This window comes from Agrobacterium rosae (assembly GCF_002915175.1).
In the GTDB taxonomy this organism is placed as follows: Bacteria; Pseudomonadota; Alphaproteobacteria; order Rhizobiales; family Rhizobiaceae; genus Agrobacterium; species Agrobacterium rosae.
In genome coordinates, this window is record NZ_NXEJ01000009.1 from 176,296 (window position 1) to 201,575 (window position 25,280).

The window sequence follows — 25,280 nt, forward strand, 5'->3', positions numbered from 1 at the left end:
GCCGGTTTCTTAGCGGCCAAGCGTGGCGGCGATATCTGTGCTGATGATTTCCGCCAGTTCCCGCGCGGCACGGTTTTCACCATCCCGGATAGCGCGAATTTTGGCGAATTCCTGTTGTGGCAGGTCAAGCATGGCAGTGACGGTGCGGGTTGCTGCGCGCAAAACCTGACCGTCCGAAATACGGGTAATCACATATTTGCCGGTCATGCTGACACGGCCGGGATAAGGACCGTCATAATTGTTCTTGCTGACAGAAAGGCTCGTATCGTCAGTGACCTCAGTCGAGGTCGCGCTGGATTTGACGGTCAGCTTGACCTCGTATTCCTTGGTTTTCGGAGCGCCTGCGCCGCCGTAAGCAAGGAATACCAATTGGTTGCGCACTTCCTGGGTGACCCGATCGCTGGCTGCGGTGAAGTTTACGGTTTCGAACTTCTCACGCGTGCCGGATGCCTGGCTATACAGCGGGCGCACCTGACAACCCGCGAGGGCTCCAGCCAAGAGAACGACAGAGATTGCGGCTGCTATGCGGCCCCATTTGGAATAGGCATCAGACAACAATGTTCACAATCCTTTGTGGTACCACAATGATTTTCTTGGGCTCGGCTCCGGCCAGCGCCGTTTTCACGGCATCCAGTTCCATAACCGCCGCTTTGACGGCATCTTGATCCGCATCGCGCGCAATTGTCAATTCGCCACGCTTCTTGCCGTTGATTTGCACCGGCATGACGACGTCATTTTCTTCGATCAAAGCAGGCACGAAGACAGGCCATGGGCTTTGCGCAACGAGGCCTTCATTGCCCAGCGTCGTCCAGCATTCCTCAGCCAGATGCGGCGTCATCGGCGCAATCAGGCGGATGAGGATTTCGGCAGCATCACGGGCAGCAGCCTTCACATCATCCGGCTTGCCGCCATTGGCGATATCCGCAAACGGACCGGCCAGCGTGTTGACGAGTTCATAGATGCGGGCAATCGCCTTGTTAAAGGCCAGCTTGTCGAGATCGTCCTGGACAGCCTTCAGCGTCTTGTGGGCTGCCTTGGAAACGACAAGTCCTTCGCCCTGCGTGGCCGGAGCAGGCTTGACGGACTTCAACTCTTCCGCTGCCTCGCCAATGATGCGCCAAACGCGCTGGACGAAGCGGTGTGCGCCTTCGACGCCGGCTTCCGACCAGATAACATCACGGTCCGGCGGGCTGTCCGACAGAACGAAGAACCGGGCGGTATCGGCACCATAGGACGCGATGATATCGTCCGGGTCGACAACGTTCTTCTTCGACTTCGACATCTTCTCGATAGAGCCGATCTGAACCTCGTCGCCGCCCGACAGAAGGAAGGCACGGCGTGTGCCATCGACTTCTTCGATGCGGATATCGGCAGGCACGACCCATTGGCCGTTCTGACCTTCGCCAAGACGGTAGGTTTCGTGCACGACCATGCCCTGCGTGAACAGGCCCTTGAAGGGCTCCTTCACGTCCACATGGCCGGTCGCCTTCATCGCGCGGGTAAAGAAGCGCGAATAGAGCAAATGCAGGATCGCGTGTTCGATGCCGCCGATGTACTGATCAACGGGCAGCCAGTGGCTGGCGACCTTCGGGTCGGTTGGCTGGCTTTCCCACGGTGCCGTAAAGCGGGTGAAGTACCAGCTCGAATCAACGAACGTGTCCATCGTGTCGGTTTCGCGGCGCGCCGCGTGGCCGCATTGCGGGCAGGAGACGTGACGCCATGTGGGGTGGCGATCCAGCGGATTGCCCGGCACATCGAAGGTCACATCATCAGGCAGCTTGACCGGCAGATCCTTCTTCGGCACCGGCACGACGCCGCAGACTTCGCAATGGATGACCGGAATCGGGCAACCCCAGTAGCGCTGGCGGGAAATGCCCCAGTCGCGCAGACGGAAATTGACCTTGCGTTCTGCCTGCGGCTCGCTGCCCAGCGTCTGCTCCGACAGCTTAGCCACGACGGCTTCAAAAGCCTCCGTCGTCGTCATACCATCGAGGAACTGCGAATTGATCATGACGCCGTCATCGACATAAGCGGTGTCGGCAACGCCGAAGGTCTCAGCGTTTTCGCCTTCCGGCATGACGACGGCCACGACCGGCAAATCGTATTTGCGGGCGAAATCCAGATCGCGCTGATCGCCAGACGGGCAACCGAAGATGGCACCGGTGCCGTAATCCATCAGCACGAAGTTGGCGACATAGACCGGCAGTTCCCAGCTCGGGTCCAAGGGATGTACGACCTTGACGCCGGTGTTGAAACCGCGCTTTTCAGCCGTTTCGAGGGCTGCCAGCGAGGTGCCCTGACGACGGCATTCGTCGCAGAACTGTGCGATTTCGGCATTGGATTCGGACAGGGTCTTGGCCAATGGGTGATCGGCAGCGATGGCCAGGAACGATGCGCCGAACAGCGTGTCGGGGCGGGTCGTATAAACGGTAATGTCATCGAAGCCCGCAGGAGCCGTGGAGGCGACGGTCTGCCAGCGCAAAGACAGGCCTTCCGACTTGCCGATCCAGTTCTTCTGCATCAGGCGGACTTTTTCCGGCCATTGGTCGAGCTGGTCCAGTTCATCCAGCAAATCCTGGCTGAAATCGGTGATGCGGAAGAACCATTGCGTCAGTTCGCGCTGTTCAACCAGCGCACCAGAGCGCCAGCCGCGCCCATCTATGACCTGCTCATTGGCCAGAACCGTGTGATCGACCGGGTCCCAATTGACCTTGGACTGCTTGCGGTAGACCAGACCCTTTTCCATGAAGTCGATGAACAGCGCTTGCTGTTGGCTGTAATATTCCACGTCGCAGGTGGCAAATTCACGGGTCCAGTCCAGAGACAGGCCCATGGATTTCAACTGGCCGCGCATGCTGGCGATGTTCTGATAGGTCCAATCCTTGGGATGGACGTTGTTCTGCATGGCCGCATTTTCCGCAGGCATGCCGAAGGCGTCCCAGCCCATGGGGTGCAGCACGTTGAAACCGCGCGCGCGCTTGTAGCGAGCCACGACGTCACCCATCGCATAGTTGCGAACGTGGCCCATGTGGATGCGGCCGGATGGATATGGAAACATCTCGAGAACGTAATATTTCTCGCGGGCATCGCTGTTGTCGGTCACGAAGACATTGTCTTCATTCCATTTTTGCTGCCAGCGCGGCTCGGCGTCGCGAGGATTATAACGTTCGATGGCCATACTTCTGTAATCCGGGTATCAAGGGGAAAATTCGCGCTGACCTTCACCACGAAACGGCGTATGCGTCAAGTTTGGTGGGGCTGCTGCGGGTGCAATCTTAAGCGACAGCGTTCAAATGGTGACAATGGTGCTTGGCATCAAGTCCAGCGGCGGCTACTGAAACCCTCTCCTCGAGTTTAAATGAAGGTCTAATCATGGAAATCGAAGCGCGCCTTTTGGATGTCACGCAGCGCATTGAAGCGGTTGCGGAAAAAGCAGGGCGGAAAGTCGACAGCGTCAGTCTCGTTGCGGTGTCCAAGACATTCGAGGGTGATGCGATCCAGCCGGTGATCGATTGCGGGCAGCGCATTTTCGGCGAAAACCGCGTGCAGGAAGCGCAGGGCAAGTGGCCCGCGCTGAAGGAAAAGACCGCTGGTATCGAGCTGCATCTGATCGGACCGCTACAATCCAACAAGGCTGCGGATGCGGTGGCGTTGTTCGACGTGATCGAAACCGTCGATCGTGAGAAGATTGCCAAAGCTCTTGCCGATGAGGCTAAGAAGCAAGGGCGGGCGCTGCGTTTCTATGTTCAGGTCAATACGGGGCTTGAGCCGCAAAAGGCGGGTATCGATCCGCGCGAGACCGTAGCGTTCGTTGCGATGTGCCGCGACGAGTTGGCGTTGAATGTGGAAGGGCTGATGTGCATTCCCCCCGCCGAGGAATATCCGGGACCGCATTTTGCGCTTTTGGGGAAGCTCGCCAAGGAATGCGGGTTGGAGAAACTCTCCATGGGCATGTCGGGCGATTTCGAAACGGCTATTGAATTCGGCGCGACGAGCGTGCGGGTGGGGTCGGCGATTTTCGGCACGCGCTGAGTGTAGGAAGTCGAGGGTACGGCGGTAGCAGCCCTCGTCCTTCGAGGCCCCTGCGGGGCACCTCAGGAGGAGGGCTGCTACCGCTGCGCCATCAACTCTTGGTACCAAATGCGAACATCTTACTAACCAGTAGTAGACCGCTCGGTTTTTCGCGCAACGCAGCAACCCTCATCCTGAGGTGCCCCGCAGGGGCCTCGAAGGACGAGGGTTGCGGGCCGAGGGTAACGTGTTGCGCCAACCAAAGGATGCTTCGAGGGCGCTGCGCGCCACCTCAGCATGAGGGTGGAGTATGCCGCTCCACGAAGTATAGCCCCCACTCCTAGCAAGGTTTTAAAGCTGATGTAAAAGGCACGGCGGCAGCAACCTCATCCATCATCCTGAGCTTGTCGAAGGAGAGGTGCCCCGCAGGGGCCTCGAAGGGCGAGGGGTGCGGGCTTGGGACAGAGTGCGCGGCGGATGCTTCGAGGGTCGCTTCGCTCCCACCTCAGCATGAGGTGGAGTGTGTGGCTTCAGGTCACGAGCCACCGTCACTGGCGATCTATGTCGCATTCAGACAAAGCTTACCAAACATAAAAGCCACGGCACCGTTTGGGGCCGTGGCTTTTTGCTGAGCAGTCGGGGGCCGAAGCCCCAAATCCTTAATCGAACGGGATTGCTCTGTCCTTGCCCGTGACAGGCTTGCCATCCACGGAGACCTCGATATCCGGCGAGCCTGCGGTACGCTTGACAGCGACTTCGCGGACCTTGCCTTCGAGCGTGATCTTGGCAGAGAAGGTATCCCATGCTTCCGGCAAGGACGGTGCAATGTGCAGCGTGCCGTTGACGCGGGTTATGCCGAGAATGCCTTCGACGGCGGCGCGGTAGAGCCAGCCGGCAGAACCTGTATACCAGCTCCAGCCACCACGGCCTGCATAGGCACCTTCACCATAGACATCCGCCGTCACCACATAGGGTTCGACACGGTAGGTTTCCGAAGACGAGCGGTCGAGCGCGTGGTTGACAGGGTTGAGCATCGAGAAGCATTTCCATGCATCCTCGTTGCGGCCCAATTTAGCCAGTGCCAGAACAACCCAGGTGGCGGCGTGTGTGTACTGGCCACCATTTTCACGGACACCCGGTGGATAGCCCTTGATGTAACCGGGATCCTGCGGAGAACGCTTGAAGGGGGGCGTGAAGAGACGGATGATGCCCGTTTCCTCATCAACGAGTTCCTTCATCACCGCGTCCATGGCTTGGCCCGAACGCTGCTCTTCGCCTTCGCCTGACAAAACACTCCAGCTCTGGCCGAGCGAATCAATGCGGCATTCCTCGCTGGTGATGGAGCCGAGCGGGGTGCCGTCGTCGAAGTAACCGCGACGGTAGTAGTCACCGTCCCAGCCAGCGGTTTCCAGCGCTGCCCGTAGTTTATCGCGATGCGTTTTCCACTTTTCGACACGGTCCAGATCGCGGCGCTCTTCGGCAATCTCGATGAAATCGCGAAGGGTGCCGGACAGGAACCAGCCGAGCCAGACGCTGGTGCCTTTGCCAGCAACGCCGACCCGGTTCATGCCGTCGTTCCAGTCACCGCCGAGGATCAGCGGCAAGCCGTTTTCCCCGGTGCGATGAATGGCCAGATCGAGCGCCAGTGCTGCGTGTTCATAGAGGCTGACGGCGTTGTCCGTCGTCTCCGGCTGGAAGAAGGCGTCGTGCTGGCCTGGCGTCAATGCCTGGCCTTTGAGGAACGGAATGCTTTCCTCTAGGATGGCTTTGTCGCCGGTGGCGACGATGTACTGATGCGTGGCATAGGCCAGCCAGACGACGTCATCGGAGATGGTCGTGCGGACACCGGCACCCGTCAGTGGCAACCACCAGTGTTGGACGTCACCTTCGGGGAACTGTCGACCGGCAGCGCGCAGGATCTGCTCGCGGGCGAGATCCGGTTGATAGAGCAGGAATGCCAACGTATCCTGCAGCTGGTCACGGAAGCCGAAGGCACCGCTGGACTGGTAGAAAGCCGTGCGGGCCATGATGCGGCAGGCCAGTGCCTGGTAAGGCAACCAGCTGTTGACCATGTGGTTGAAGCCTGCATCCGGCGTGGACACCTGCAGCTGGCCGGTGAAGCCGCTCCAGAATTGCTTGTTGGCATCCAGCACCGCATCAAAGTCGGACTGGCGAATATCCTTTACCAATGCGCGTGCTTCTTCGGCAGTATCGGCATCACCGACATAGAACAACAGGTGCCGTTCTTCGCCCGGCTTCAGGTGGATTTCCTGCATGACGGCGGCGCAAGGCGCGCCGTCCAGTTCCACGCTGCCGGAAAGCGCAACACCCGACAACACGGCCTGCGGAGCATGGATCGAGCCATAGCGGCCGATAAATTCGCGCTTGCTGGTGGTAAAGCTGCTGGCTGGACCTTCCAGAGCAAGGAAGGCGGTGCGGGCATTATAGTCGATGCTGTATGGGTTGGACGCAAACAGCGCGCCGCTTTCCTCATCATGAGAGCTGAGAATGAACGGTGCAGACTTCTGGGTGTTGTTGCCCAGAACCCATTCGACGTAACCATAGGTCTTCAGACGGCGGTTTTGTGTGCCGACGTTGCGAACCGTGAGGCGCGCAAGCTTGACCGGCTTTTCACGATCGACCGTCTGCGTGACTTCGATATCGAGACCGTCTTCGACGCTTCTGAACACGGAATAGCCGAGGCCATGACGGGTTTCGAAAACCGCTTCCGGGTTGCGAGACAGTGCAGCGAATGGGGAGTGTATCTTGCCGCTATCGACGTCTGCGACATAGATGGCTTCGCCCGGACGGTTGACGACGGGGTCGTTGCTCCATGGGGTCAGCTGATAGTCACGCGAGTTGCGGCTCCATGTGAACGCAGCACCTTCAGCGGAAACGTGGAAGCCGAAATTCTCGTTGGAGATGACGTTGATCCAGGGATGCGGCGTCGACTGGCCACCGTGGAGGCGCACGACATATTCGTCACCAGCCTTGGTGAAGCCGCCAAAGCCGTTCCAGAAATCCAGATCATGAGCATCTTCGACCGGCTCTGCATGCGGGAACGTTGGCGCGGGCAGGCGGGCCTGCGCTGTGTCGCTGCCATCAGGCCCACGGTGGGCGGCAAATAGAGACACGGCGCGGTTGACCTGATCCACGATCTTGCCATTGCGGACGTGAAGAACGACACGCGACGCTGCCAGCAACGCCGACCATGTTTCCTCATCGATCAAATCACGACGGACAGAAAACACATGCTGTCTGCCGCCATCTGCCGGGTTGATGCGGCGCTGCGCCTCGGAGATGAAGTCCAGAGCGTGCTGCATATCCTGAGCGTAGGAGGCAGCGCGTTCATTGACGATGACGAGATCGAAGATGACGCCACGGGCGCGCAGATATTCATGCGCACTCAGGGCTTCCTTGGCGATATCCATGTCCATGTCGTCATTGATACGCAGGCTGAAGATCGGGAAATCCCCGGAAATTGCCAGCGGCCATAGCGAGCGCTGGGAGCCAAGGCCGGTCTTCAGCGTATCGGCATCCGCGCGCAGATGCATGTCGGGATAGACGAGGTAACGGGCCAGATGCTGGAACGCAGCCGCCTGCTGCGAGGTCACGCCCACATGGCGCATCTGCACCTGTGTGCGGGTCCACGCATGCACCAGCTCATGCGCGAAGGCATCCGGGTGGCGGTAGCGATCAATCGCCTTGTCCACGTCTTCGCGGTTGGGTGCGGCAATTGTCCAGAAGATGACGCTGACCTTCTTGCCTGCCGGTACGCGCACGACACGGCGCAAAGACAGGATAGGATCGAGCGTAAATCCATCGGTGTTGGAGAGCGTGGCGGCGGCATCGAAAGCCGCAGCTTCGCCCAGCGAGCGTCCACGACCGATGAACTTGGCGCGGTCCGTTTCATATTCGGTGGGGCGCGTCGGGCCGGCATTGTCGGCGGCGAGATGCGCGATGACTGTGCCGGGCTCGCTCGGGCTACGCTTGTTGCGCCATGCGCGGATAACATCGCCACGTTTGCCGATCTCGGTCTGTACGAACATGCGCGAGAAGAGAGGGTGGGCGTTGTCGTCATCCTCATTGGCGATGACGGGCTCCATGTAGGAGGTGACTTCAATGTAACGGTCTTCAGAGCCGACATTGAGGAGCGTCACGCGACGGCCTTCGGCATCATGCTCTGTGGCAACGATGCATTCGACTACGCTTTGCAGATCGCCCACGGTTTTGTGGAACTCGACCTTGTCGTCCGAGAAGACAGTCTTGGTCTTTTCGCCTTCGGCAACCCGTGGTTCGGCCGTTGCACTCCACCACTGTCCAGATGTCGTATCGCGCAGGAACAGGAAGGTACCCCAGCGATCTTCGGTCGGATCAGCCTTCCAGCGCGAGATTGCCTGACCATTCCACTTGGAATAACCGGCACCCGTTGCCGTCAGCATGGTCGAATAGTGACCGTTCGACAGGAACACGACTTCACGGTCGCGCACGGCAGGATCGTTGATGGTGCGAACTTCTGCACGCAGAAGATCTGCCTGTTCCTTGCCGGGTGTTTCCGGCTCGTATTTGGCACTCATGACCGGCACTTCGCGTGGTGCCTTTTCCTGAAGCAGCAGTTCAGCTGCTTCGATCACCGGATCGGCGTGGAAGAGTTCACGCAATACGCCGTCCATGACAACGTTGGCAACAGCCGCAATCGACATGCCATGGTGGTGGGCATAGTAGTTGTAGACGATGGCGCAGACCTTGCCATCCGGCACGCGGGTCGGCGTGAAGTCAACAGCATCGTGGAAACCGTATTGGCCCAGAGCGCCCAGCTTACGCAGCTTGTCGAGGTTCTCTAGAGCCGCGTCCGGGTCGTATTGCGACGCAAGGATCGAAGCATAAGGCGCGATAACCGCGTTCTGGCCAAGGCCACGCTTCAAGCCCAAGGTGGGTACGCCGAAGTTGGTGTACTGGTAGTTCATGTTGTGATCGCGGGCATTGAAGGCCGCTTCGGAAATACCCCAAGGCGTGCCGAGGCGACGGCCATGGCTGATCTGTTCCTTGACGATCAGATTGTTGGTCTGGTTGAGAATACCGCCGTGGCGCTCCTGCATGACCAGCGGAGGCATCAGATATTCGAACATCGAGCCGGACCAGGAGACCAGTGCGCCCTGTGCACCGATCGGCACGACCTGACGACCGAGACGATACCAGTGTTCTGTCGGCAGATCGCCCTTGGCGATGGCAAACAGGCTGGTCAGACGGCATTCAGACGCCAGAAGGTCGTAGCAGGCCTCGTCCAGTTCCTGGCTATCCACGCGGTAGCCGATGGACAGAAGGCGACGATCCTTGCGGTACAGGAACGCGAAGTCCATCGAGAAGGCGAGGTTGCGGCTGCGATCGCGAAGCGAGTTCAGACGATCACGCAGCGGATCGATGGTGGAGAGATCAAAGGCGCTATCGGAAATATGCGCTTCGCAGCAATCGACCAGCGACTGAGCCCAACGGGTAACTTCCGCGCTCTGTTCGGATTTGACCTCGAGGTTGAGGTTGGATGCGAGCTTCTGAATATCCCGCGCCAGAACGGCGAGGTTGATAACGCGGATGGATGCGAATTCGTGCTCGCGCTTGACCGAAGCAAGAGCGTTGGAGAAGCCGATGATGCGTTCTTCCAGACGGCGGTGCAGGGGACGCAGGTTCTTGCGATCATCCGGCAGCTCTTTCAGGGTTTCGCGCAGGATACCCGCGACATCGCCGATGCCATCGAGGTTACCCTGGAGGTGAGCCGACGGAGCTTCCGCCCATTGGCGGCAGGCAGACGAGATGGCGATCAGGTGACCGGCGAGGTTGCCGCTATCGACAGCGGAAACATAACGTGGACCCAGCGTCTGAAGGGTATCGGTATGATACCAGTTGTAGAGATGGCCGCGGTATTTCTCCATCTTCTCGACCGTCTCGATGGTTTTTTCCATCCGCTCAACGGTTTCGGAGAAGCTGATCCAGCCGAACTGGCGCGCCGAAATGACCGACAGAAGATAGACACCGATGTTGGTCGGTGAGGTGCGGCTGGCAACGACGGGCTCTGGCGTTTCCTGATAGTTATCAGGCGGCAGATAGTTCTCTTTCGCGTTCACGAAAGCTTCGTAGTAGCGCCATGTGCGGCGTGCGATCTTGCGCAGTTCGCTGGACACATGTTCGGAGACGAACAGGCGATCTTCGGTTTCGGCGGACTGGCTGACGAACCATGCGACGGCAGGGGACAGAATCCACAGAAGCGCGAAGGGGAGGCCGACCAGGAAGGCGTTGTCGCCGGGAAGAGAGGCGAGCGCGAGGCCCAGCAATGCAGCAACCGGGGCATGCCACATCTGACGGTAATAGTCGAAAATGCTTCCCTGTGCGCTGGACTGGATGCTGGCGGCCGTGCGCCATTCGAGCATCAGCTTGCCGCTGACGAACAGGCGGTAGAGCGAGCGGCCGATGGCATCGGCCATCATGCAGGCACTATCGGCGATGAAAACGATACGCAGGGCAACCTGTGCATTCGTTGCGCGGATTTCAGCCCACAGCGTGTGGAAATGCGCCTGTGGCACGATATCGGTGGAGCGCGGCACGATGCCGGATAGCAGGGAAATGGTGGGTGCGACGAACAGCGAGAAGATCAGCAAAATCTGCCAGATCAGCGCGCCGAGCGGGCCCATGAAATACCATCCGAGAACCGAGGCGGCAAACCAGGCAATCGGCGTCAGCGAGCGGCGCAGGTTATCGACCATCTTCCAGCGACCGATGGCAGTCACGCCGCGCTTGGCATCCATGATGTAAGGCAGGAGCTGCCAGTCGCCACGCGCCCAGCGATGCTGACGCGAGACTTCGACTTCGTAACGGGTCGGGAAGTCTTCCACCAGTTCTACGTCGGTGACCAATGCGCAGCGGGCGAACGAGCCTTCGAGAAGGTCGTGGGACAGAACGGCGTTTTCATCGATACGGCCTTTGAGTGCGGTTTCGAAGGCGTCGACATCATAAAGTCCCTTGCCGGTGAAGGTGCCTTCGGAGGTCAGGTCCTGATAAACGTCGGATACGGTGAAGACGTAAGGGTCGATACCGCGGTTGATGGAGAAGACGCGCTGGAAGACCGAGGCGTCCTTACCCGTGGTCAGCGACGGCGTTACGCGTGGCTGAAGCAGGCCATAACCATGGATGACGCGGCCCGTGACGGGATCGTGAACCGGGCGGTTCATCGGGTGGTGCATCTTGCCGACGAGCTTGGTGACGGCATCGCGCATCAGGCGGGTGTCGGCGTCCAGCGTCATGACATATTTGACGTTCGCAGGCACCATATTGGCACCGTTGAGGAAGGTCGTGTCCTTGTCGCCGCGCAGCAGCATGTTCAATTCATGCAGCTTGCCGCGCTTGCGTTCCCAGCCCATCCAGCTTCCTTCAGCCGGGTTGAACAGGCGGCGGCGGTGCAGCAGGTAGAACCGCGTCTTGCCATCAAAGGCATAACGGGCGCTGAGTTCTGCGACTTCACGCTTGGCATATTCGAGGATTTCGATGTCTTCCGCAGATTGCTCAAAGGCGGCGTCGCGCCAGTCACTGATCAACGCGAAATAAATCTCGCCGTGTGGATTGGCGAGATAATGCACTTCTATGTTGCGGACCATTTCGTCAACGCTATCGCGGCTGGTCAACATGCAGGGGACGGCCAGGAGCGTGCAGGCGTCCTGCGGAATACCTTCCTTGAACTCGTAACCGACCAAACGGAACGGCTTGACGAAGAACGTCACGAGCGTGTTGAAGAGACCCGTCGCGCCTTCCGATGCGGGCAGAGCAAACATCAGCAGGAATGCGGTGACGACGTACCACGGCATGCCAGCTTCGGCCAGGAACCAGCCGACAACTGCCATAGCCAGCGCGGTGAACGCCATGACCGGGACTGCGATAGAAAGCCAGTTGAACTTGCGCATGAAGCGCACGACGCGCTGCGAGAAGAGCGGCGAATAGCCGATCCGGTCTTCCAGTTCCTGGCGACGTTCACCGATCAGGAAGCTGCCGACATTCGGCGCATGCGGATGGATTTCGCTGGAATTGGCGGTTTCGGTCACCATATCCACGGCAACCTGGGCCACTTCGATTTCCGTCTTGGGCGAACGGCGCGCTAGAAGTTCGATCGTGTTGCGGTAGGTGTTGCGCGATCCGAAATCGAGCGTGTCGTAATCCGTCTGCTCGCGCAGAACCTTGTCGATATGGCTGACTTCCTCGAACCAGACCGACCATTCGGTGTCATCGATTTCGCGCAGGCTCTTGACGATGTTACCCATCGTGACATTGCCGGAGGCAAGGCGGTTATGTTCCGCCATCATGATGTTTTCGGCGTCGGTTCCCGATTTGTGAAGGCGCTCTTCCAGCCAGTTCAGCGCGAAACCGGAGGTCTGCGAGCCGTTTCTGAGGCGATACAGGAACTGCGTGGAAAAGGTTGGGTCGGCGACTAGATCGTCAATCTGCTTGAGAAGACCTGCGGACGCCTCGGCATCGTTGAGGCGGATGATTTCATCGACCACCTCGTTTGCGCGCTGACGCATGCGGCGGGAGCGTTCGACGCGGATGGAAATACGGCGCAGATTTTCGATGAGGACGAAACGCAGGATCGACGGCAGAGCCCAGAGTTCGCCGATCTGCAACGTCTTCGACGTCTGATAGCCCTCGACCAGAGCCGTCATGCTTTCGCGGGAGATCGTGCTGTGCGTGTGCGCAACGTAAATCCATGCGAGTGCCATGACGCGGGGGATTTCGATGTTGCCGATCTTCACAGTCGGCAACTGACGATAGAATTTGCGCGGGAAGTCGCGACGCACTTCCTGGATGGCCTCTTCGATCACATAGTGATTGTCGAGCAGCCATTCGGCGGCAGGCGTGATGTTCTGACCGTTTTCAGCATCCACCGCCGTCGTGCGGTAAACGCGGAGAATTTCTTTTTCGTTTTCACGATGTCTCGCGAAGAAATCGAACTCCATAAAACCCGGCAGGCCATCGGCTCCGGATTTGGAGAGTTCGGCTCCACAATCCCTCAATTCCTCGATGGTGAAGTAAACGGAGCGGATCGAATCATTATGATCGATCTGCTTTGTTTCTGAATCACGGGCGGCGGCGGTCGGCGTAATATGAAATGACATCGGCTCGTATTCTGCACTCTGCTAAGGGTCTGGTCTCGTGTAACCGGAACTTGTTTCAGATTGCGTTAGGAAATTGAAACAACTGTGGCAGCTTTATTTCGTGCTGATCCTGAACCTTTGCTGAACCATCGCAAACCAGCGAACGATGGCTCCCCCTGAAATCCGTTGTACGCGGCCCTGCAATGCGGGGCAAATGGCTTCGCGCCTCAAGACTTTCGACTATTTGATGGGAAAAGGCAGGTAAAGCGCGGTCTCGCGCCATGCGGTTCGTGAAACATCTTGTACGCTCCCCCAAAGCGAAAACACGTCATGCTGCACCCGTCCCCCATTTTCTCATCGAACCCGTTGGTAACATAGGCCTTCCATGAAGGCGCAGTGTCACCCGACTGAGGGAATGATTAAAGGCGCTTTCAGTTCCATGCCACCTGTTTTGCCCGCGCGCAAGCGCTGAATGGAAGGTGGTGGATGCTGGCACTTGTGTCTCACGCCTACTCTTATCAAAGTCCGGTTATGCTGCTAAACGAAAGCCACGTAAAAACGCTTAACAGACGCAAACATGCCGGACTTTAAAAATGACGATTGAGCCCAAAAACACCGCTGCATTTGCCAATCATATGCCGGATGTCGTGGCGATCAGGCATCATCTTCATCGCAACCCGGAAATTGGACTTTCAGAGTTCAAGACATCGGATTTCGTCGCAGCTCAACTGGAGGCGATGGGTTACGAGGTCACGCGTGGTCTGGCCGGCACGGGTGTGGTTGCGACTTTGCGCAATGGCAACAGCAACCGATCCATTGGCATCCGCGCCGATATCGATGCCTTGCCCATTCACGAGGAAACCGGCGCGGAATATGCCAGCGAAAACCCGGGCGTCATGCACGCCTGCGGCCATGACGGGCATACCGCAATGTTGCTGGGAGCGGCTAAGATCATCGCTGAACGTCGCAATTTTGACGGCACGGTTCACCTGATTTTCCAGCCGGCGGAGGAAAACTTCGGCGGCGCGCGCATCATGATTGAGGACGGGCTGTTCGAACGATTTCCCTGCGATGCCGTGTTTGCGCTTCATAACGAACCCAACCTACCCTTCGGCCATTTCGTGCTGCGCGACGGGCCGATCATGGCGGCGGTGGATGAGTGCAAGATCACCATCAACGGTCATGGCGGGCATGGCGCGGAGCCGCAAACCACGCTCGACCCAATCGTCGCAGGTGCCAGCATCATCATGGCGCTGCAGACCATCGTGTCACGCAACATACACCCCCTGACGCCGACTGTGGTGACGGTGGGTGCGTTTCATGCGGGTGTGGCGAGCAATGTTATTCCTGAGACGGCGGAAATGCTGCTGACGATCCGTTCGTTCGATGCGGACGCCAGAGACGAGCTGGAAAAGTGTATTTGCCAGATCGCGCAGGGGCAGGCGGCGAGCTATGGGATGAACGTGACGCTGGATTACCAGCGCGGCTATAACCCGACCGTCAATCACAAGGCGGAAACGGACTACATTGTGGGTCTGGCGACGCGCTTTGCGGGGGCGGACAAAGTTATCGAAATGCCGCGACCGACGATGGGTGCTGAAGATTTTGCCTATATGCTGGAAGAGCGCCCTGGAGCCTATTTCTTCCTCGGCACCCAGCGCACGGAAAACGACCCGTCGCTGCATCACCCGAAATTCGATTTCAACGATGAGATTTTGCCCATCGGTACGGCGTTCTGGGTGGAACTTGCGGAAGATTATTTGAAGTTGGGATAACTCTTCAACGAAAAAAGGCCGATCGATGACCGGCCTTTTAGACTATGAATCTCGTATATGTCAGGGCACCAGACCGAAAATCACCGCTCCGACGAAGGCAAAGCACAAAGCAACCATTGCCGTGTGAAGCGTTGCCTGCCAATTCTTTGGCGTCGCGGCCTGTGGTGCAAAATCTCTGATTTTTCCGGCTTTGGAATAAGACATCGAACCCTCCCTTGTTGACCCTTCACCGTTTGACCGGCTGTTTGACTGTAAGTTCTAGAGTATCGCCATTTTCCAGTAATTCTGTAGAGAGGATTTTCCATAAGTTGCCACAATCGGAGAAAATACTGATCGCCACTTGCCTCCCAACAGGCACCGATCTTCCGATTTGTTAACGTTCAACGCGCAACGACCCTTCCGGTTCAACACAAAATTAACGGATAGGACCTTTCGGGGCGATACGATGATTGTATCGACGGGTAGAAGAGCGCGTTCCGCCGCGCCTAATTGGTGAAGCGGGACAACGCCGATGCCATGACGTCAGGGTCGACATTACCGCCCGACGCGACCGCGATGACGGTTTCCGTTTGCAACTCTGCGCCGTGAAACAAGGCCGCCGCCAGAGCCACCGCACCGCCGGGCTCGACCACCACCTTCAATCGCAGAAATGCCAGTACCATGGCGCGCAGCGCCTCATCTTCGGTCACCGCGATACCGGTGCCGCAATGGCTGGCCATGATCGGAAAGGTAATGTTGCCGGGCTGCGGGGTGATGATCGCATCGCAGACCGAGCCGGACAGTGCATCATTGCGCTCGATCTTGCCCGATGCCAAAGAGCGAGCGACGTCATCGAATTTTTCCGGCTCGCAGGTCCGCACCGTGTAATTCGGTGCCTTGGCTTCCAGCGCCAGCGCAATGCCCGATGTCAGGCCGCCACCGCCGCAGGGAACCAGAACCTCGGCCTGGTCGATGCCCAGTTCCTGACCCTGTTCTGCAATTTCGAGGCCGACCGTGCCCTGACCGGCAATGACCAGGGGTTCATCGAAGGGCTTGATCAGCGTCAGGCCGCGCTCCTGCGAAAGCTTCGCGCCGATGGCGTCGCGGTCGTCTTTCGAGCGGTCGAACAGGACGACCTCGGCCCCGTATGCCTTGGTGTTGTCGATTTTTATCTTCGGCGCATCCAGCGGCATGATGATGACGGCGGGCACGCCGTGCAATGCCGCGGCCAGCGCCACGCCCTGCGCGTGGTTACCCGAGGAAAAGGCGATGACGCCGCGCTGGCGCACATCCGGTGCGATGCCTGACACGGCAGACCAGCCGCCACGAAATTTAAAAGAACCGGTGCGTTGCAGGCATTCCGCTTTCACCAGAATCCTGCGTCCGGCAATCTCGTCCAGAAAGGGGGATGACAGCAAAGGCGTGCGGACCGCCTCGGACCCAATACGCTGGCGTGCCGCCTCGATCATCGAAATATCTGTCATGCTGTCCCTGTCTCGCTTCGTGATTTGCGCTCACACCATAGGCAGAAATCGCTGATGGAAAAGAGGCAAAAAAAATCCCCGGACAGTGCCGGGGATCGTTTTGTCAGATACCGATGTCAGGCCAGCGTATAGGCCGTTTTCACTGTGGTGAAGAATTCGCTCGCATATTTGCCCTGCTCACGCGGGCCAAAGGACGATGCCTTGCGGCCGCCGAAGGGAACGTGGAAGTCCACGCCGGCGGTCGGCAGGTTGACCATGACCATGCCCGCTTCCGCATTGCGCTTGAAGTGGGTCGCATGCTTGAGGCTGGTGGTGGCGATGCCGGAAGACAGGCCGAATGGCGTATCATTGGCAACGGCCAGCGCCTCGTCATAATCCTTCACGCGGATGACGGCTGCGACAGGTCCGAAGATTTCCTCTTGCGAAATGCGCATGCTGTTGGTGGCTTCGGTAAACAGCGTCGGCTGAAGATAGAAGCCGGGTGTTTCGCGTTTGACGAGTTCGCCGCCGAAGGCAAGTTTTGCGCCTTCTTTTTTGCCGATCTCGATATAGTCAGTGTCCTGCTTCAGCTGCTTTTCATCAACAACCGGGCCGACATGGGTTTCCTTGTCCATGGCGTGGCCGACATTGATCTTGGCCAGACGCTCGGTCATGGCAGCAACGAACTTGTCGTGAATGCCTTCGGTTACGATGATGCGCGAAGACGCCGTGCAGCGCTGTCCGGTGGAGTAGAAACCGGAGTTTGCAGCTGCTTCCACTGCAACGCCCAAGTCGGCATCATCGAGAACCACGAAGGGGTTCTTGCCGCCCATTTCCAGCTGGAATTTACGGTTGAATGGCAGCGAGGACGCCGCCACGCGCTGGCCGGTGCCGGTGGAGCCGGTAAAGGTGATGCCGGACAGATGCGGGCTGTCGAGCATGGCCTGACCGACGACCGAGCCGCGACCCATAACAAGGTTCAGAACGCCCTTCGGCAGGCCGGCGCGGTGGAGAATATCGACAATCGCCCAGGAGCAGCCTGGAACCAGATCGGCAGGCTTGAAGACGACGGTGTTGCCGTAGCAGAGCGCGGGTGCGATCTTCCAGGCTGGAATGGCAATCGGGAAGTTCCACGGGGTGATGATACCGATGACGCCGAGCGGCTCGCGGGTGACTTCAACGCCGATATTCGGGCGGGCCGACGGAATGACTTCGCCAGCAAGGCGCAGCGCTTCACCGGCAAAGAAATCGAAGATTTGCGCGGCGCGGATGGTTTCGCCAATGCCTTCAGCCAGAACCTTGCCTTCTTCGCGGGCCAGAAGTGCGCCGAGTTCTTCCTTGCGGGCCAGAATTTCGTCAGCGGTCTTTTTCAGGATTGCGTGGCGTTCCAGAATGCCGGACCGAGACCAAGCCGGAAAGGCTGCCTTGGCGGCAGCAATAGCTTGCTTTGCTTCTTCGGCACCCGCTTGCGCATAAAGCCCCACGACCTCGTTGGTATCGGACGGATTGATGTTTTCCGACGTGTCGGCTCCGATCCACTCGCCATTGATCAGGTTCTGATGGATGGTCATGAACATACTCCCTTTGACGCTGAAGCGGCCTGTATCCTGCACCACCTCGCTCGTTATGAAACGACCTTTCGGCCATCGATTTATGACATGGCACCCGGTTGCGGCTGCCACGAAGTTGGCGGGGATCTTATGTCATATTATCTCTTGACGAAAGTCGCCATATGACGGTGCTGGCAAATAATTCCATGGTACGGTGTGGGTAAGAGTGTTTCGGCGGGTCTGAAAATGCAGATTTAGTGCTCACGCTTATTCAGCTTTTCCAAATAGAGCAGAATGCCGCTGTGGTCGATATCCGCACCGCCATCGCCAACGAAATCAGCAAATTCCTCTGTGATGGTCTGCGTCAGCGGCAAATCCAGCGACAGGTCTGTCGCCGTCGCCAGCACGGCGTTCAGATCCTTGAGCTGGAATTTGGAGGGGCCACCGGGCACAAAATCGCGTTTGACCATGCGTTCGCCGTGCAGCTCCAATATTCGGCTTTCGGCAAAGCCACCGCGAATGGCATTACGGAACCCTTCACGCGAGGCACCGCCCGCCTCGACCAGCATCATAGCCTCGGCTACGGCCCCGATGGTGATGGCGACGATTTGTTGGTTCGCCAGTTTGCACAATTGTCCTGCGCCCGGTGGGCCGACATAGGTCAGCCTGCCCATGGCGGCAAAAACATCCGAAAGGCTTGCGACCAGCGCCTCATCACCACCGGCCATGATAGCCAGCGTACCCGCATTTGCGCCGACGACGCCACCCGATACCGGCGCATCGATGTGCCCGATGCCGAGTGCGTTCAGCCTGCTGGAATGTTCGCGTGCAATCGGCGGGGCAATGGAACTGCTATCGATGACGACAGCGCCCTTTTCAAGCACCTCCGCCACGCCGCTATCGAACAGCAAGTCGCTTACCGCCTTGCCATCGCTCAACATCGTGATGACGACATCGGCACCCTTCGCAGCGTTCGCTGGAGACGAGGCCAGCACCGCACCATCGGCCACCAGCGCCTGAGCTTTCTCAATGCTGCGGTTCCAGACGCGCAGGGTAAAGCCTGCCTTCAGCAGATTGTGCGCCATCGGCCCGCCCATCAGGCCAGTGCCAATAAATGCGATTACGCGGCCTTTTGAATTGTCCATGTCGGTTTCCTCCCGTCCCTTCAATGTGCACATTCATGCAACGTCAAAAAGGCCAATCGAGGTACAAAACGTTCGCGGTCACAAAAACACCCGGTGACCGTGAGGTCTACCGGGTGTTTTTTGATCGTTTTACCCTGTTCAGCTAAGCAGCCTTTGCCTTGTTCTGCCTGTTTTCGATGAGGTCATCCACCACGGCCGGATCGGCCAACGTGGACGTATCGCCAAGTGCGCCAAAATCATCCTCGGCGATCTTGCGCAGGATGCGGCGCATGATCTTGCCCGAGCGGGTCTTCGGTAGGCCCGGCGAGAACTGGATCTTGTCGGGCGTGGCCACAGGGCCGATCTCGTTGCGGACATGTTTGACGAGTTCTGCGCGCAACGCGTCGTCACCCGTTTGCCCGGCCATCAGCGTGACGTAGCAATAAATGCCCTGTCCCTTGATGGAATGCGGATAACCGACGACAGCAGCTTCCGAGACGAGATTGTGCGACACGAGCGCCGATTCGACCTCGGCTGTTCCGAGACGATGGCCGGAGACATTGAGGACGTCATCGACGCGACCGGTAATCCAGTAATAGCCATCCTCATCGCGCCGGCAGCCGTCGCCGGTGAAGTATTTGCCCTTGTAGGTCGAGAAGTAGGTTTCGATAAACCGCTTGTGATCGCCATAGACCGTGCGCGATTGCCCCGGCCAGCTGTCAGCGATGCAGAGATTACCGTCTGCCGCACCTTCCAGCACCTTGCCCTCGGCATCGACCAGTTGCGGCTGGACGCCGAAGAAAGGCCGCGTGGCCGAGCCAGGCTTGAGATCGGTCGCACCCGGTAGCGGCGTGATCAGAATGCCGCCGGTTTCCGTCTGCCACCATGTATCGACAATCGGGCTCTTATCCTCACCCACCACATGGTAATACCATTCCCATGCCTCGGGGTTGATCGGTTCACCGACCGTGCCGAGCAGTCGCAGGCTGGAGCGCGAGGAGCGCTTGACGAACTCGTCGCCCGCGCCCATCAGCGAGCGCAGGGCCGTTGGGGCCGTGTAGAAGATATTGACCTGATGCTTGTCGATGACCTCCCAGAAGCGACCCTGATCGGGAAAGTTCGGCACGCCTTCGAACATCAGCGTCGTCGCACCATTGGCCAGTGGTCCGTAGACGATATAGGAATGGCCCGTCACCCAGCCGACATCGGCGGTGCACCAGTAGATATCGCCATCATGGTAATCGAACACATATTCATGTGTCATCGACACATAGACGAGATAGCCACCCGTCGTGTGCAGCACGCCCTTGGGTTTGCCGGTGGAGCCTGAGGTGTAGAGAATGAAGAGCGGGTCTTCCGCCTTCATCTTCACCGGTTCGCAGTGGGGTTTAACGGATGCGACTTCCTGATGGTACCAGAGATCGCGGCCCGGTGCCCAGTTGGTCTTGCCGCCGGTGCGGCGCACGACCAGCACCTTGTCCACCTTCACATGCTGTCTGGCGGCGATGTCGATCGCCTTGTCGGTGTTCTCCTTCAAAGGGATCGGCTTGCCGCCACGCACGCCCTCATCGCAGGTGATGACGAAGGTGGATTCGCAATCGACGATGCGGCCTGCCAGTGCATCCGGAGAAAAGCCGCCGAACACCACCGAATGCACGGCTCCGATTCGGGCGCAGGCGAGCATCGCATAGGTCGCTTCCGGTACCATCGGCATGTAGATCGTCACCCGGTCGCCCTTCTTGACGCCGTGCTTCTTCATGACATTGGCCAGGCGACACACCGCATCGTACAGCTGGTTATAGGTGATCTTCTTGTCGATATAGGGATTGTCGCCTTCCCAGATGATCGCGGTGCGTTCGCCATGGGTCTTCAGGTGACGGTCGATGCAGTTGTACGAGACGTTGGTTAGCCCGTCCTCGAACCACTTGATCGGCACCTTGCCGGTAAACGACGTGTTCTTCACCTTGGTATAGGGCTTGAACCAGTCTATCCGCTTGCCATGCTTGCCCCAGAACTTCTCAGGGTCCTCAACGCTCTGCTCGTACCATTTCAGGTATTTGTCATTGTCGAGCAACGTGGTCTTTTTTGCAGATTTCAGAACCGGATAGATTTTGGCAGACATGAATTCCTCCTCAGATCGCATCGCGTCTTTTGCAATTACCGGAGACTCCTTTTCTCCAGTCATGTGCCAGATTCATAGCAGTTCAGTGACCTCAGGCAATTAGACAAAGGTCATTTGTTGCGCAAAGAATTGCAATTCTGATGCAATCCAGTTATAGACCGCTGATATCCCGGAAATTAGTGGTTAACATCCACGTCCCGCGCCACCGGAGCGGACGGACAGAAGGACTGTATCTATGGCTCAAACATTGCTCATGCCGAAAGCGACGGCCGTCTGGCTGGTGGATAATACCGCATTGTCGTTCGAGCAGATCGCCACTTTTTGCAAACTGCACCCGCTTGAAGTCAAGGCAATTGCCGATGGCGAAGCAGCGCAGGGGATCAAGGGACTCGACCCGATTTCCACCGGACAGCTTTCCCGCGATGAAATCGAACGTGCGGTCGCCAATCCCAACCACAAGATCAAGCTTTCCGAGCCCAAGGTTCGCGTGCCTGAATCCAAGCGTCGTGGCCCGCGTTACACGCCGGTTTCCAAGCGTCAGGATCGCCCGAACGCCATTTTGTGGCTGGTGCGCAACCATGCCGAACTGAAGGACGCGCAGATTTCACGTCTCGTCGGCACCACCAAGTCCACGATCGAACAGATCAGGGACCGCAGCCACTGGAACTCGGCCAATCTGACACCGATGGATCCGGTTACGCTTGGCCTGTGCAGCCAGATCGACCTTGACCTTGAAGTCGAGCGCGCATCACGCGGTCGCCCCCTTCCAACCCAGGAAGAGCTGGACGCGACATTGCAGCCAGCGGCAGCAACAGAAACCCTCGGCTACAAATACGAGCGCGAAGAAGAAAAAGAAATCGACGCCAACGCTGTCTTTGCCAAGCTCAGCTCTCTCAAGTCTACCCGCAAGGATGACGACGAAGACGACAATTTCTGATTTCACGTCTATCGATCAGAATAGAAAAAGCCCCGGCATCGACCGGGGCTTTTTGTTGAGCGGAATATTTCTTCTCAGAAATTCCTTATGCGGTCAGAGCCGACTTTGCAGGCATCGACAGGACCGGCGCACCGGTCTTTTCATCGTCGTTTAGCAGGCCACTGGCTCGTAACAGTGACGAGAAACGACCGCCGCGCATGCTCAGCTCATCGAAGGTGCCTTTTTCCACGATCCTGCCATTGTCCATGAACAGGACTTGGTCGGCATCGCGCACTGTCGACAAGCGGTGAGCGATGATGAAGGTCGTTCTGTTCTTGCGCAGCGCATCGACGGCGTCCTTCACGCGCGCTTCTGTTTCCACGTCAAGCGCACTGGTTGCTTCGTCGAGAACGAGGATCGGTGCGTTTTTCAACACGGCGCGAGCGATGGCGATACGCTGACGCTCACCGCCGGACAGACGGTTACCGCGTTCGCCGACCTGCGTCATGTAACCGGTGTTTCTGCTATCGATAAAGTCGGTCGCAGCCGCCGCAGCAGCGGCCTGAGCGATTTCGTCATCGGTTGCACTATCGCGACCCAGGCGGATGTTATCTCGGATCGAGCGGTTGAGAAGCCCGGCATCCTGGAAAACCGTTGCAATGGAGTGGCGCAGGGACTGGCGGGTAACGGTCGAGATGTCTGTACCATCGACAAGAATCTGGCCGCCATTGGGATCATAAACCCGCTGCAACAGATTGATCAGCGTAGTCTTGCCAGCACCGGTCGGTCCGACGATTGCGATGGTTTCGCCCGCATTGGCCGTAAACGAAACGTCGTGCACGCCCTGCTTGGTGTTGGCAAAGCCGAAATTGACGTTCCGGAATTCCACCTTGCCGGAGACCTGGCCGAGTTCGACTGCACCGGTTGGCTCTTCGCGCTCCTGTACGGAATCTTCGAGCTTGAAGAAGTCGACGAGCTTGGCACGAGCCTCGAAAATTTGGGTAGCGAAAGCGCGCACCTGGTCCAGGCGGCCGATCAGCAGGTTCGCAAAGCCGATGAAGGCGATGATGTCACCGACCCGCAGCTCACCGTTCTTCACCAGGATGGCACCGACGACGAGGATGATCATCATCGAAACAGAAGAGGCGGTCCGGTTCAATGCACTGGCAAATGCCCACCAGTCCAGAACCGGATATTGCGCGCTGAGAAGTCGCTCCGTAAATGACTTCAGAGCTTTTGTTTCAGCTTCGATGCGGTTGTAGCTGTGCAACACAGAAACGTTGCTGATCGAATCGCTGACATGGGCGAAAACCGTGTGGTAATGTTCTTCGACGGATGCCTGACCTTCCTTGGTGCGCTCCATCACCCACTTGCCGATGAACCAATAGACAATGCCCAGTCCCATCAAGACAAAGCTGAGGCGCAGGTCCATGGAAATGGCAGTGGGGATGAGAAGAATCAGCGCAACGAATGTCGCAAGATGGGTGCGCATGAACTCCAGCCACAGGCCGAACAGCGTTTCACTTGCGCGCAGAAGCGTGTGCAGCGCGTTGGATGTACCACGCTGGTGGTGCCATGAGAGCGGCATGGATATAATCCGGCCGAAGGCTTCCGTGAGCAAGGACGCGCGGCGCCCATGTGCCAACCGGTCAGCCTCACGCGCGACTGCCACATAGGCGACCGTATTGAAAAGGGCAAAAGCTCCCCAGAGGATGAGGATGTTGACCGGGATGGTGCCAGATGAAAGTCCATCGATGATGCGACCGAACAGCACCGGTTCCGCAATCGTGATTGCGGCCAGAATGACGTTCGCGACGACGACGACGGTGACACGCAACTTGTTGTCGGCGAGATAGCGCAGAGCGCGAGTGTAAACCTGAAACAGTGTCAATTGCCAAATCCCGTATTCTGTCAGTCTAGTAGCGCGATTGTAACGTTCCAAGCTCGGCAAGCCGACGCAATGGCGGCATATGCCAGCAAGTTAGTGTGTTATCGCTTTTTTCACATGAATGGCCGCTTAACGGGGGTGACTTAAACCTTTGAGTGCTAAAAAAATTATCGGGTCTTCGCAGCAACTGCTCCATCGGATCATGGCATAAACCAGCGGTCTTCACCCATAGTTTTCTGGCGCAATAACGATTTTTCTTTTGCTTCGAAGCATCAGAGCAAGACGAAGACACTTCCGCATTCATGAGCACTGGATACGCGTTTTTGGCTGGTCCGCGTCGAAACACGTTGCAAAATTTCGCGGTATAGTTTTAATCATTTGATTACCTTATGAGGTACAACTTACCATTGGTGATATCGACGTCAACGGCGCTTCCGGGGGACGTATGGGTCTTCCAAACATCGATATCGTTTCATTTCTTCCAGGGTATTCGCTTCAATGCACAATGTTTTCCAGTTTTTGACTCTGTGCAACGAGGCAAGAACCGAGGAGCGGTTTGTCTCGGCATTTCATGAGCTGACGCGTCGCCTCGGATTTGAATTTTATCGCATCGTGCGCCGTGACGCGGAGGATCTGACCTTTACGGGGACGGTGCTGTCTGAACATCTGCCCAGCGGCTGGAAGGACGTTTATCACGCCAAGAAATACGGCAACAGCGATCCGGTCAAGCGGACGCTCGGCCTTTTGCATCAGCCTTTTCGATGTCGCGACGTGGTGGCCATGTTGCCGCAAACGACGCAGCGTAAACGTGCCGCAAAGATGTTTCAGGATGCGGCGCGGTTTGGCCTGCGCGAAGGGTATGCGTTTCCCATTCACGGTCGAAGCGGCTTGCTCGGCGGTGTTTACATCTTCGGAGACGGACGGCTTCTTTCCACGTCGGAACTGTTCATCATCGATACGGCTATGCGTGTGGCGTTCTGGCGTCTGCTGGACTTCGCCGGTCAATCGGAAACCGTTCTTTCCATCCCCGATATGTCCGTCACGCAGTTCACCCGGCGCGAGCTGGATGTGTTGACGCTGCTTGCCCAAGGCAGGACGTCGCCGGAAATCGGCAAGAGCCTTTCGATTTCCAGTCACACGGTCGACTGGTATATAAACGGCATTCAACGCAAGCTGGACGCCAGAAACCGCCAGCATGTGGTAGCGCTTGCGCTCCGTCACGGAATTATCTCGTAAAACATTCCGCGTTCTACAGGACAGCCATCGACAAAAACGCCCTTTCCAACAGGGGCGTTTACTGCTTAATTTCGCGCTGCAGCAT

At 57.9% G+C, this 25,280-nt stretch carries 13 protein-coding genes; 4 read left to right on the forward strand and 9 right to left on the reverse strand.

The window, feature by feature from the left end; genetic code table 11:
* Window positions 1–9: 9 nt before the first annotated feature.
* A complete protein-coding gene (locus CPJ18_RS20675) occupies window positions 10–555 on the reverse strand; it encodes a hypothetical protein (RefSeq protein ID WP_167397945.1) in 546 nt (181 codons plus the stop codon).
* A complete protein-coding gene (leuS, locus tag CPJ18_RS20680) occupies window positions 548–3,178 on the reverse strand; it encodes a leucine--tRNA ligase (protein WP_103659842.1) in 2,631 nt (876 codons plus the stop codon). The genes CPJ18_RS20675 and leuS overlap by 8 nt, the downstream gene beginning before the upstream one ends.
* 194 nt (window positions 3,179–3,372) lie before the next feature.
* Between leuS and CPJ18_RS20685 the strand changes: the two genes are divergently transcribed.
* Window positions 3,373–4,032 (forward strand): YggS family pyridoxal phosphate-dependent enzyme, encoded by a 660-nt coding sequence (locus tag CPJ18_RS20685; RefSeq protein WP_153366891.1) that lies wholly within the window; start codon window positions 3,373–3,375, stop codon window positions 4,030–4,032.
* A gap of 638 nt (window positions 4,033–4,670) precedes the next feature.
* Here the strand turns inward: CPJ18_RS20685 and CPJ18_RS20690 are convergent.
* Window positions 4,671–13,163 carry a glycoside hydrolase family 94 protein gene (locus CPJ18_RS20690; protein ID WP_103659843.1) on the reverse strand — a complete coding sequence of 2,831 codons (8,493 nt, stop codon included), beginning with the start codon at window positions 13,161–13,163 and terminating at the stop codon, window positions 4,671–4,673.
* Between the two features lie 572 nt (window positions 13,164–13,735).
* On the opposite strand from CPJ18_RS20690, the gene CPJ18_RS20695 reads away from it, so the two are divergent.
* Window positions 13,736–14,917, forward strand: coding sequence for a M20 aminoacylase family protein (locus CPJ18_RS20695; protein WP_167397946.1), 1,182 nt, complete (start codon window positions 13,736–13,738; stop codon window positions 14,915–14,917).
* A gap of 60 nt (window positions 14,918–14,977) precedes the next feature.
* Here the strand turns inward: CPJ18_RS20695 and CPJ18_RS26870 are convergent, their stop codons facing one another.
* The 5 genes from CPJ18_RS26870 to acs form a co-directional block, all read right to left on the reverse strand.
* Window positions 14,978–15,121, reverse strand: coding sequence for a hypothetical protein (locus CPJ18_RS26870; RefSeq protein WP_167397947.1), 144 nt, complete (start codon window positions 15,119–15,121; stop codon window positions 14,978–14,980).
* Window positions 15,122–15,402: 281 nt separating this feature from the next.
* A complete protein-coding gene (locus CPJ18_RS20700) occupies window positions 15,403–16,380 on the reverse strand; it encodes a threonine ammonia-lyase (protein WP_103659844.1) in 978 nt (325 codons plus the stop codon).
* A 116-nt stretch (window positions 16,381–16,496) separates the two neighbouring features.
* Window positions 16,497–17,930 (reverse strand): aldehyde dehydrogenase family protein, encoded by a 1,434-nt coding sequence (locus CPJ18_RS20705; RefSeq protein ID WP_103659951.1) that lies wholly within the window; start codon window positions 17,928–17,930, stop codon window positions 16,497–16,499.
* Between the two features lie 233 nt (window positions 17,931–18,163).
* Window positions 18,164–19,054, reverse strand: coding sequence for an NAD(P)-dependent oxidoreductase (locus CPJ18_RS20710; protein WP_103659952.1), 891 nt, complete (start codon window positions 19,052–19,054; stop codon window positions 18,164–18,166).
* A gap of 142 nt (window positions 19,055–19,196) precedes the next feature.
* On the reverse strand, window positions 19,197–21,155 hold the full coding sequence (acs, locus tag CPJ18_RS20715; RefSeq protein WP_077121597.1) for an acetate--CoA ligase: 1,959 nt from the start codon (window positions 21,153–21,155) through the stop codon (window positions 19,197–19,199).
* A gap of 235 nt (window positions 21,156–21,390) precedes the next feature.
* Between acs and CPJ18_RS20720 the strand changes: the two genes are divergently transcribed.
* Window positions 21,391–22,092 (forward strand): DUF1013 domain-containing protein, encoded by a 702-nt coding sequence (locus tag CPJ18_RS20720; RefSeq protein ID WP_103659845.1) that lies wholly within the window; start codon window positions 21,391–21,393, stop codon window positions 22,090–22,092.
* Window positions 22,093–22,177: 85 nt separating this feature from the next.
* Here the strand turns inward: CPJ18_RS20720 and CPJ18_RS20725 are convergent, their stop codons facing one another.
* Window positions 22,178–23,962 carry a glucan ABC transporter ATP-binding protein/ permease gene (locus CPJ18_RS20725; protein WP_103659846.1) on the reverse strand — a complete coding sequence of 595 codons (1,785 nt, stop codon included), beginning with the start codon at window positions 23,960–23,962 and terminating at the stop codon, window positions 22,178–22,180.
* Between the two features lie 495 nt (window positions 23,963–24,457).
* Here CPJ18_RS20725 and CPJ18_RS20730 point away from each other — a divergent pair, with 495 nt between their 5' ends.
* The gene (locus CPJ18_RS20730) at window positions 24,458–25,195 is read left to right on the forward strand and encodes a helix-turn-helix transcriptional regulator (protein ID WP_077103152.1); all 738 of its coding nucleotides are present in this window, start codon (window positions 24,458–24,460) and stop codon (window positions 25,193–25,195) included.
* The last annotated feature ends 85 nt before the right edge of the window (window positions 25,196–25,280 follow it).

Excerpts from the sequence above, each read along its gene's own strand:
- leuS (WP_103659842.1), bottom strand. The coding sequence starts at position 3,178 with ATGGCCATCGAACGTTATAATCCTCGCGACGCCGAGCCGCGCTGGCAG.
- CPJ18_RS20685 (WP_153366891.1), top strand. The coding sequence starts at position 3,373 with ATGGAAATCGAAGCGCGCCTTTTGGATGTCACGCAGCGCATTGAAGCG.
- CPJ18_RS20690 (WP_103659843.1), bottom strand. The coding sequence starts at position 13,163 with ATGTCATTTCATATTACGCCGACCGCCGCCGCCCGTGATTCAGAAACA.
- CPJ18_RS20695 (WP_167397946.1), top strand. The coding sequence starts at position 13,736 with ATGACGATTGAGCCCAAAAACACCGCTGCATTTGCCAATCATATGCCG.
- CPJ18_RS26870 (WP_167397947.1), bottom strand. The coding sequence starts at position 15,121 with ATGTCTTATTCCAAAGCCGGAAAAATCAGAGATTTTGCACCACAGGCC.
- CPJ18_RS20700 (WP_103659844.1), bottom strand. The coding sequence starts at position 16,380 with ATGACAGATATTTCGATGATCGAGGCGGCACGCCAGCGTATTGGGTCC.
- CPJ18_RS20705 (WP_103659951.1), bottom strand. The coding sequence starts at position 17,930 with ATGACCATCCATCAGAACCTGATCAATGGCGAGTGGATCGGAGCCGAC.
- CPJ18_RS20710 (WP_103659952.1), bottom strand. The coding sequence starts at position 19,054 with ATGGACAATTCAAAAGGCCGCGTAATCGCATTTATTGGCACTGGCCTG.
- acs (WP_077121597.1), bottom strand. The coding sequence starts at position 21,155 with ATGTCTGCCAAAATCTATCCGGTTCTGAAATCTGCAAAAAAGACCACG.
- CPJ18_RS20720 (WP_103659845.1), top strand. The coding sequence starts at position 21,391 with ATGGCTCAAACATTGCTCATGCCGAAAGCGACGGCCGTCTGGCTGGTG.
- CPJ18_RS20730 (WP_077103152.1), top strand. The coding sequence starts at position 24,458 with ATGCACAATGTTTTCCAGTTTTTGACTCTGTGCAACGAGGCAAGAACC.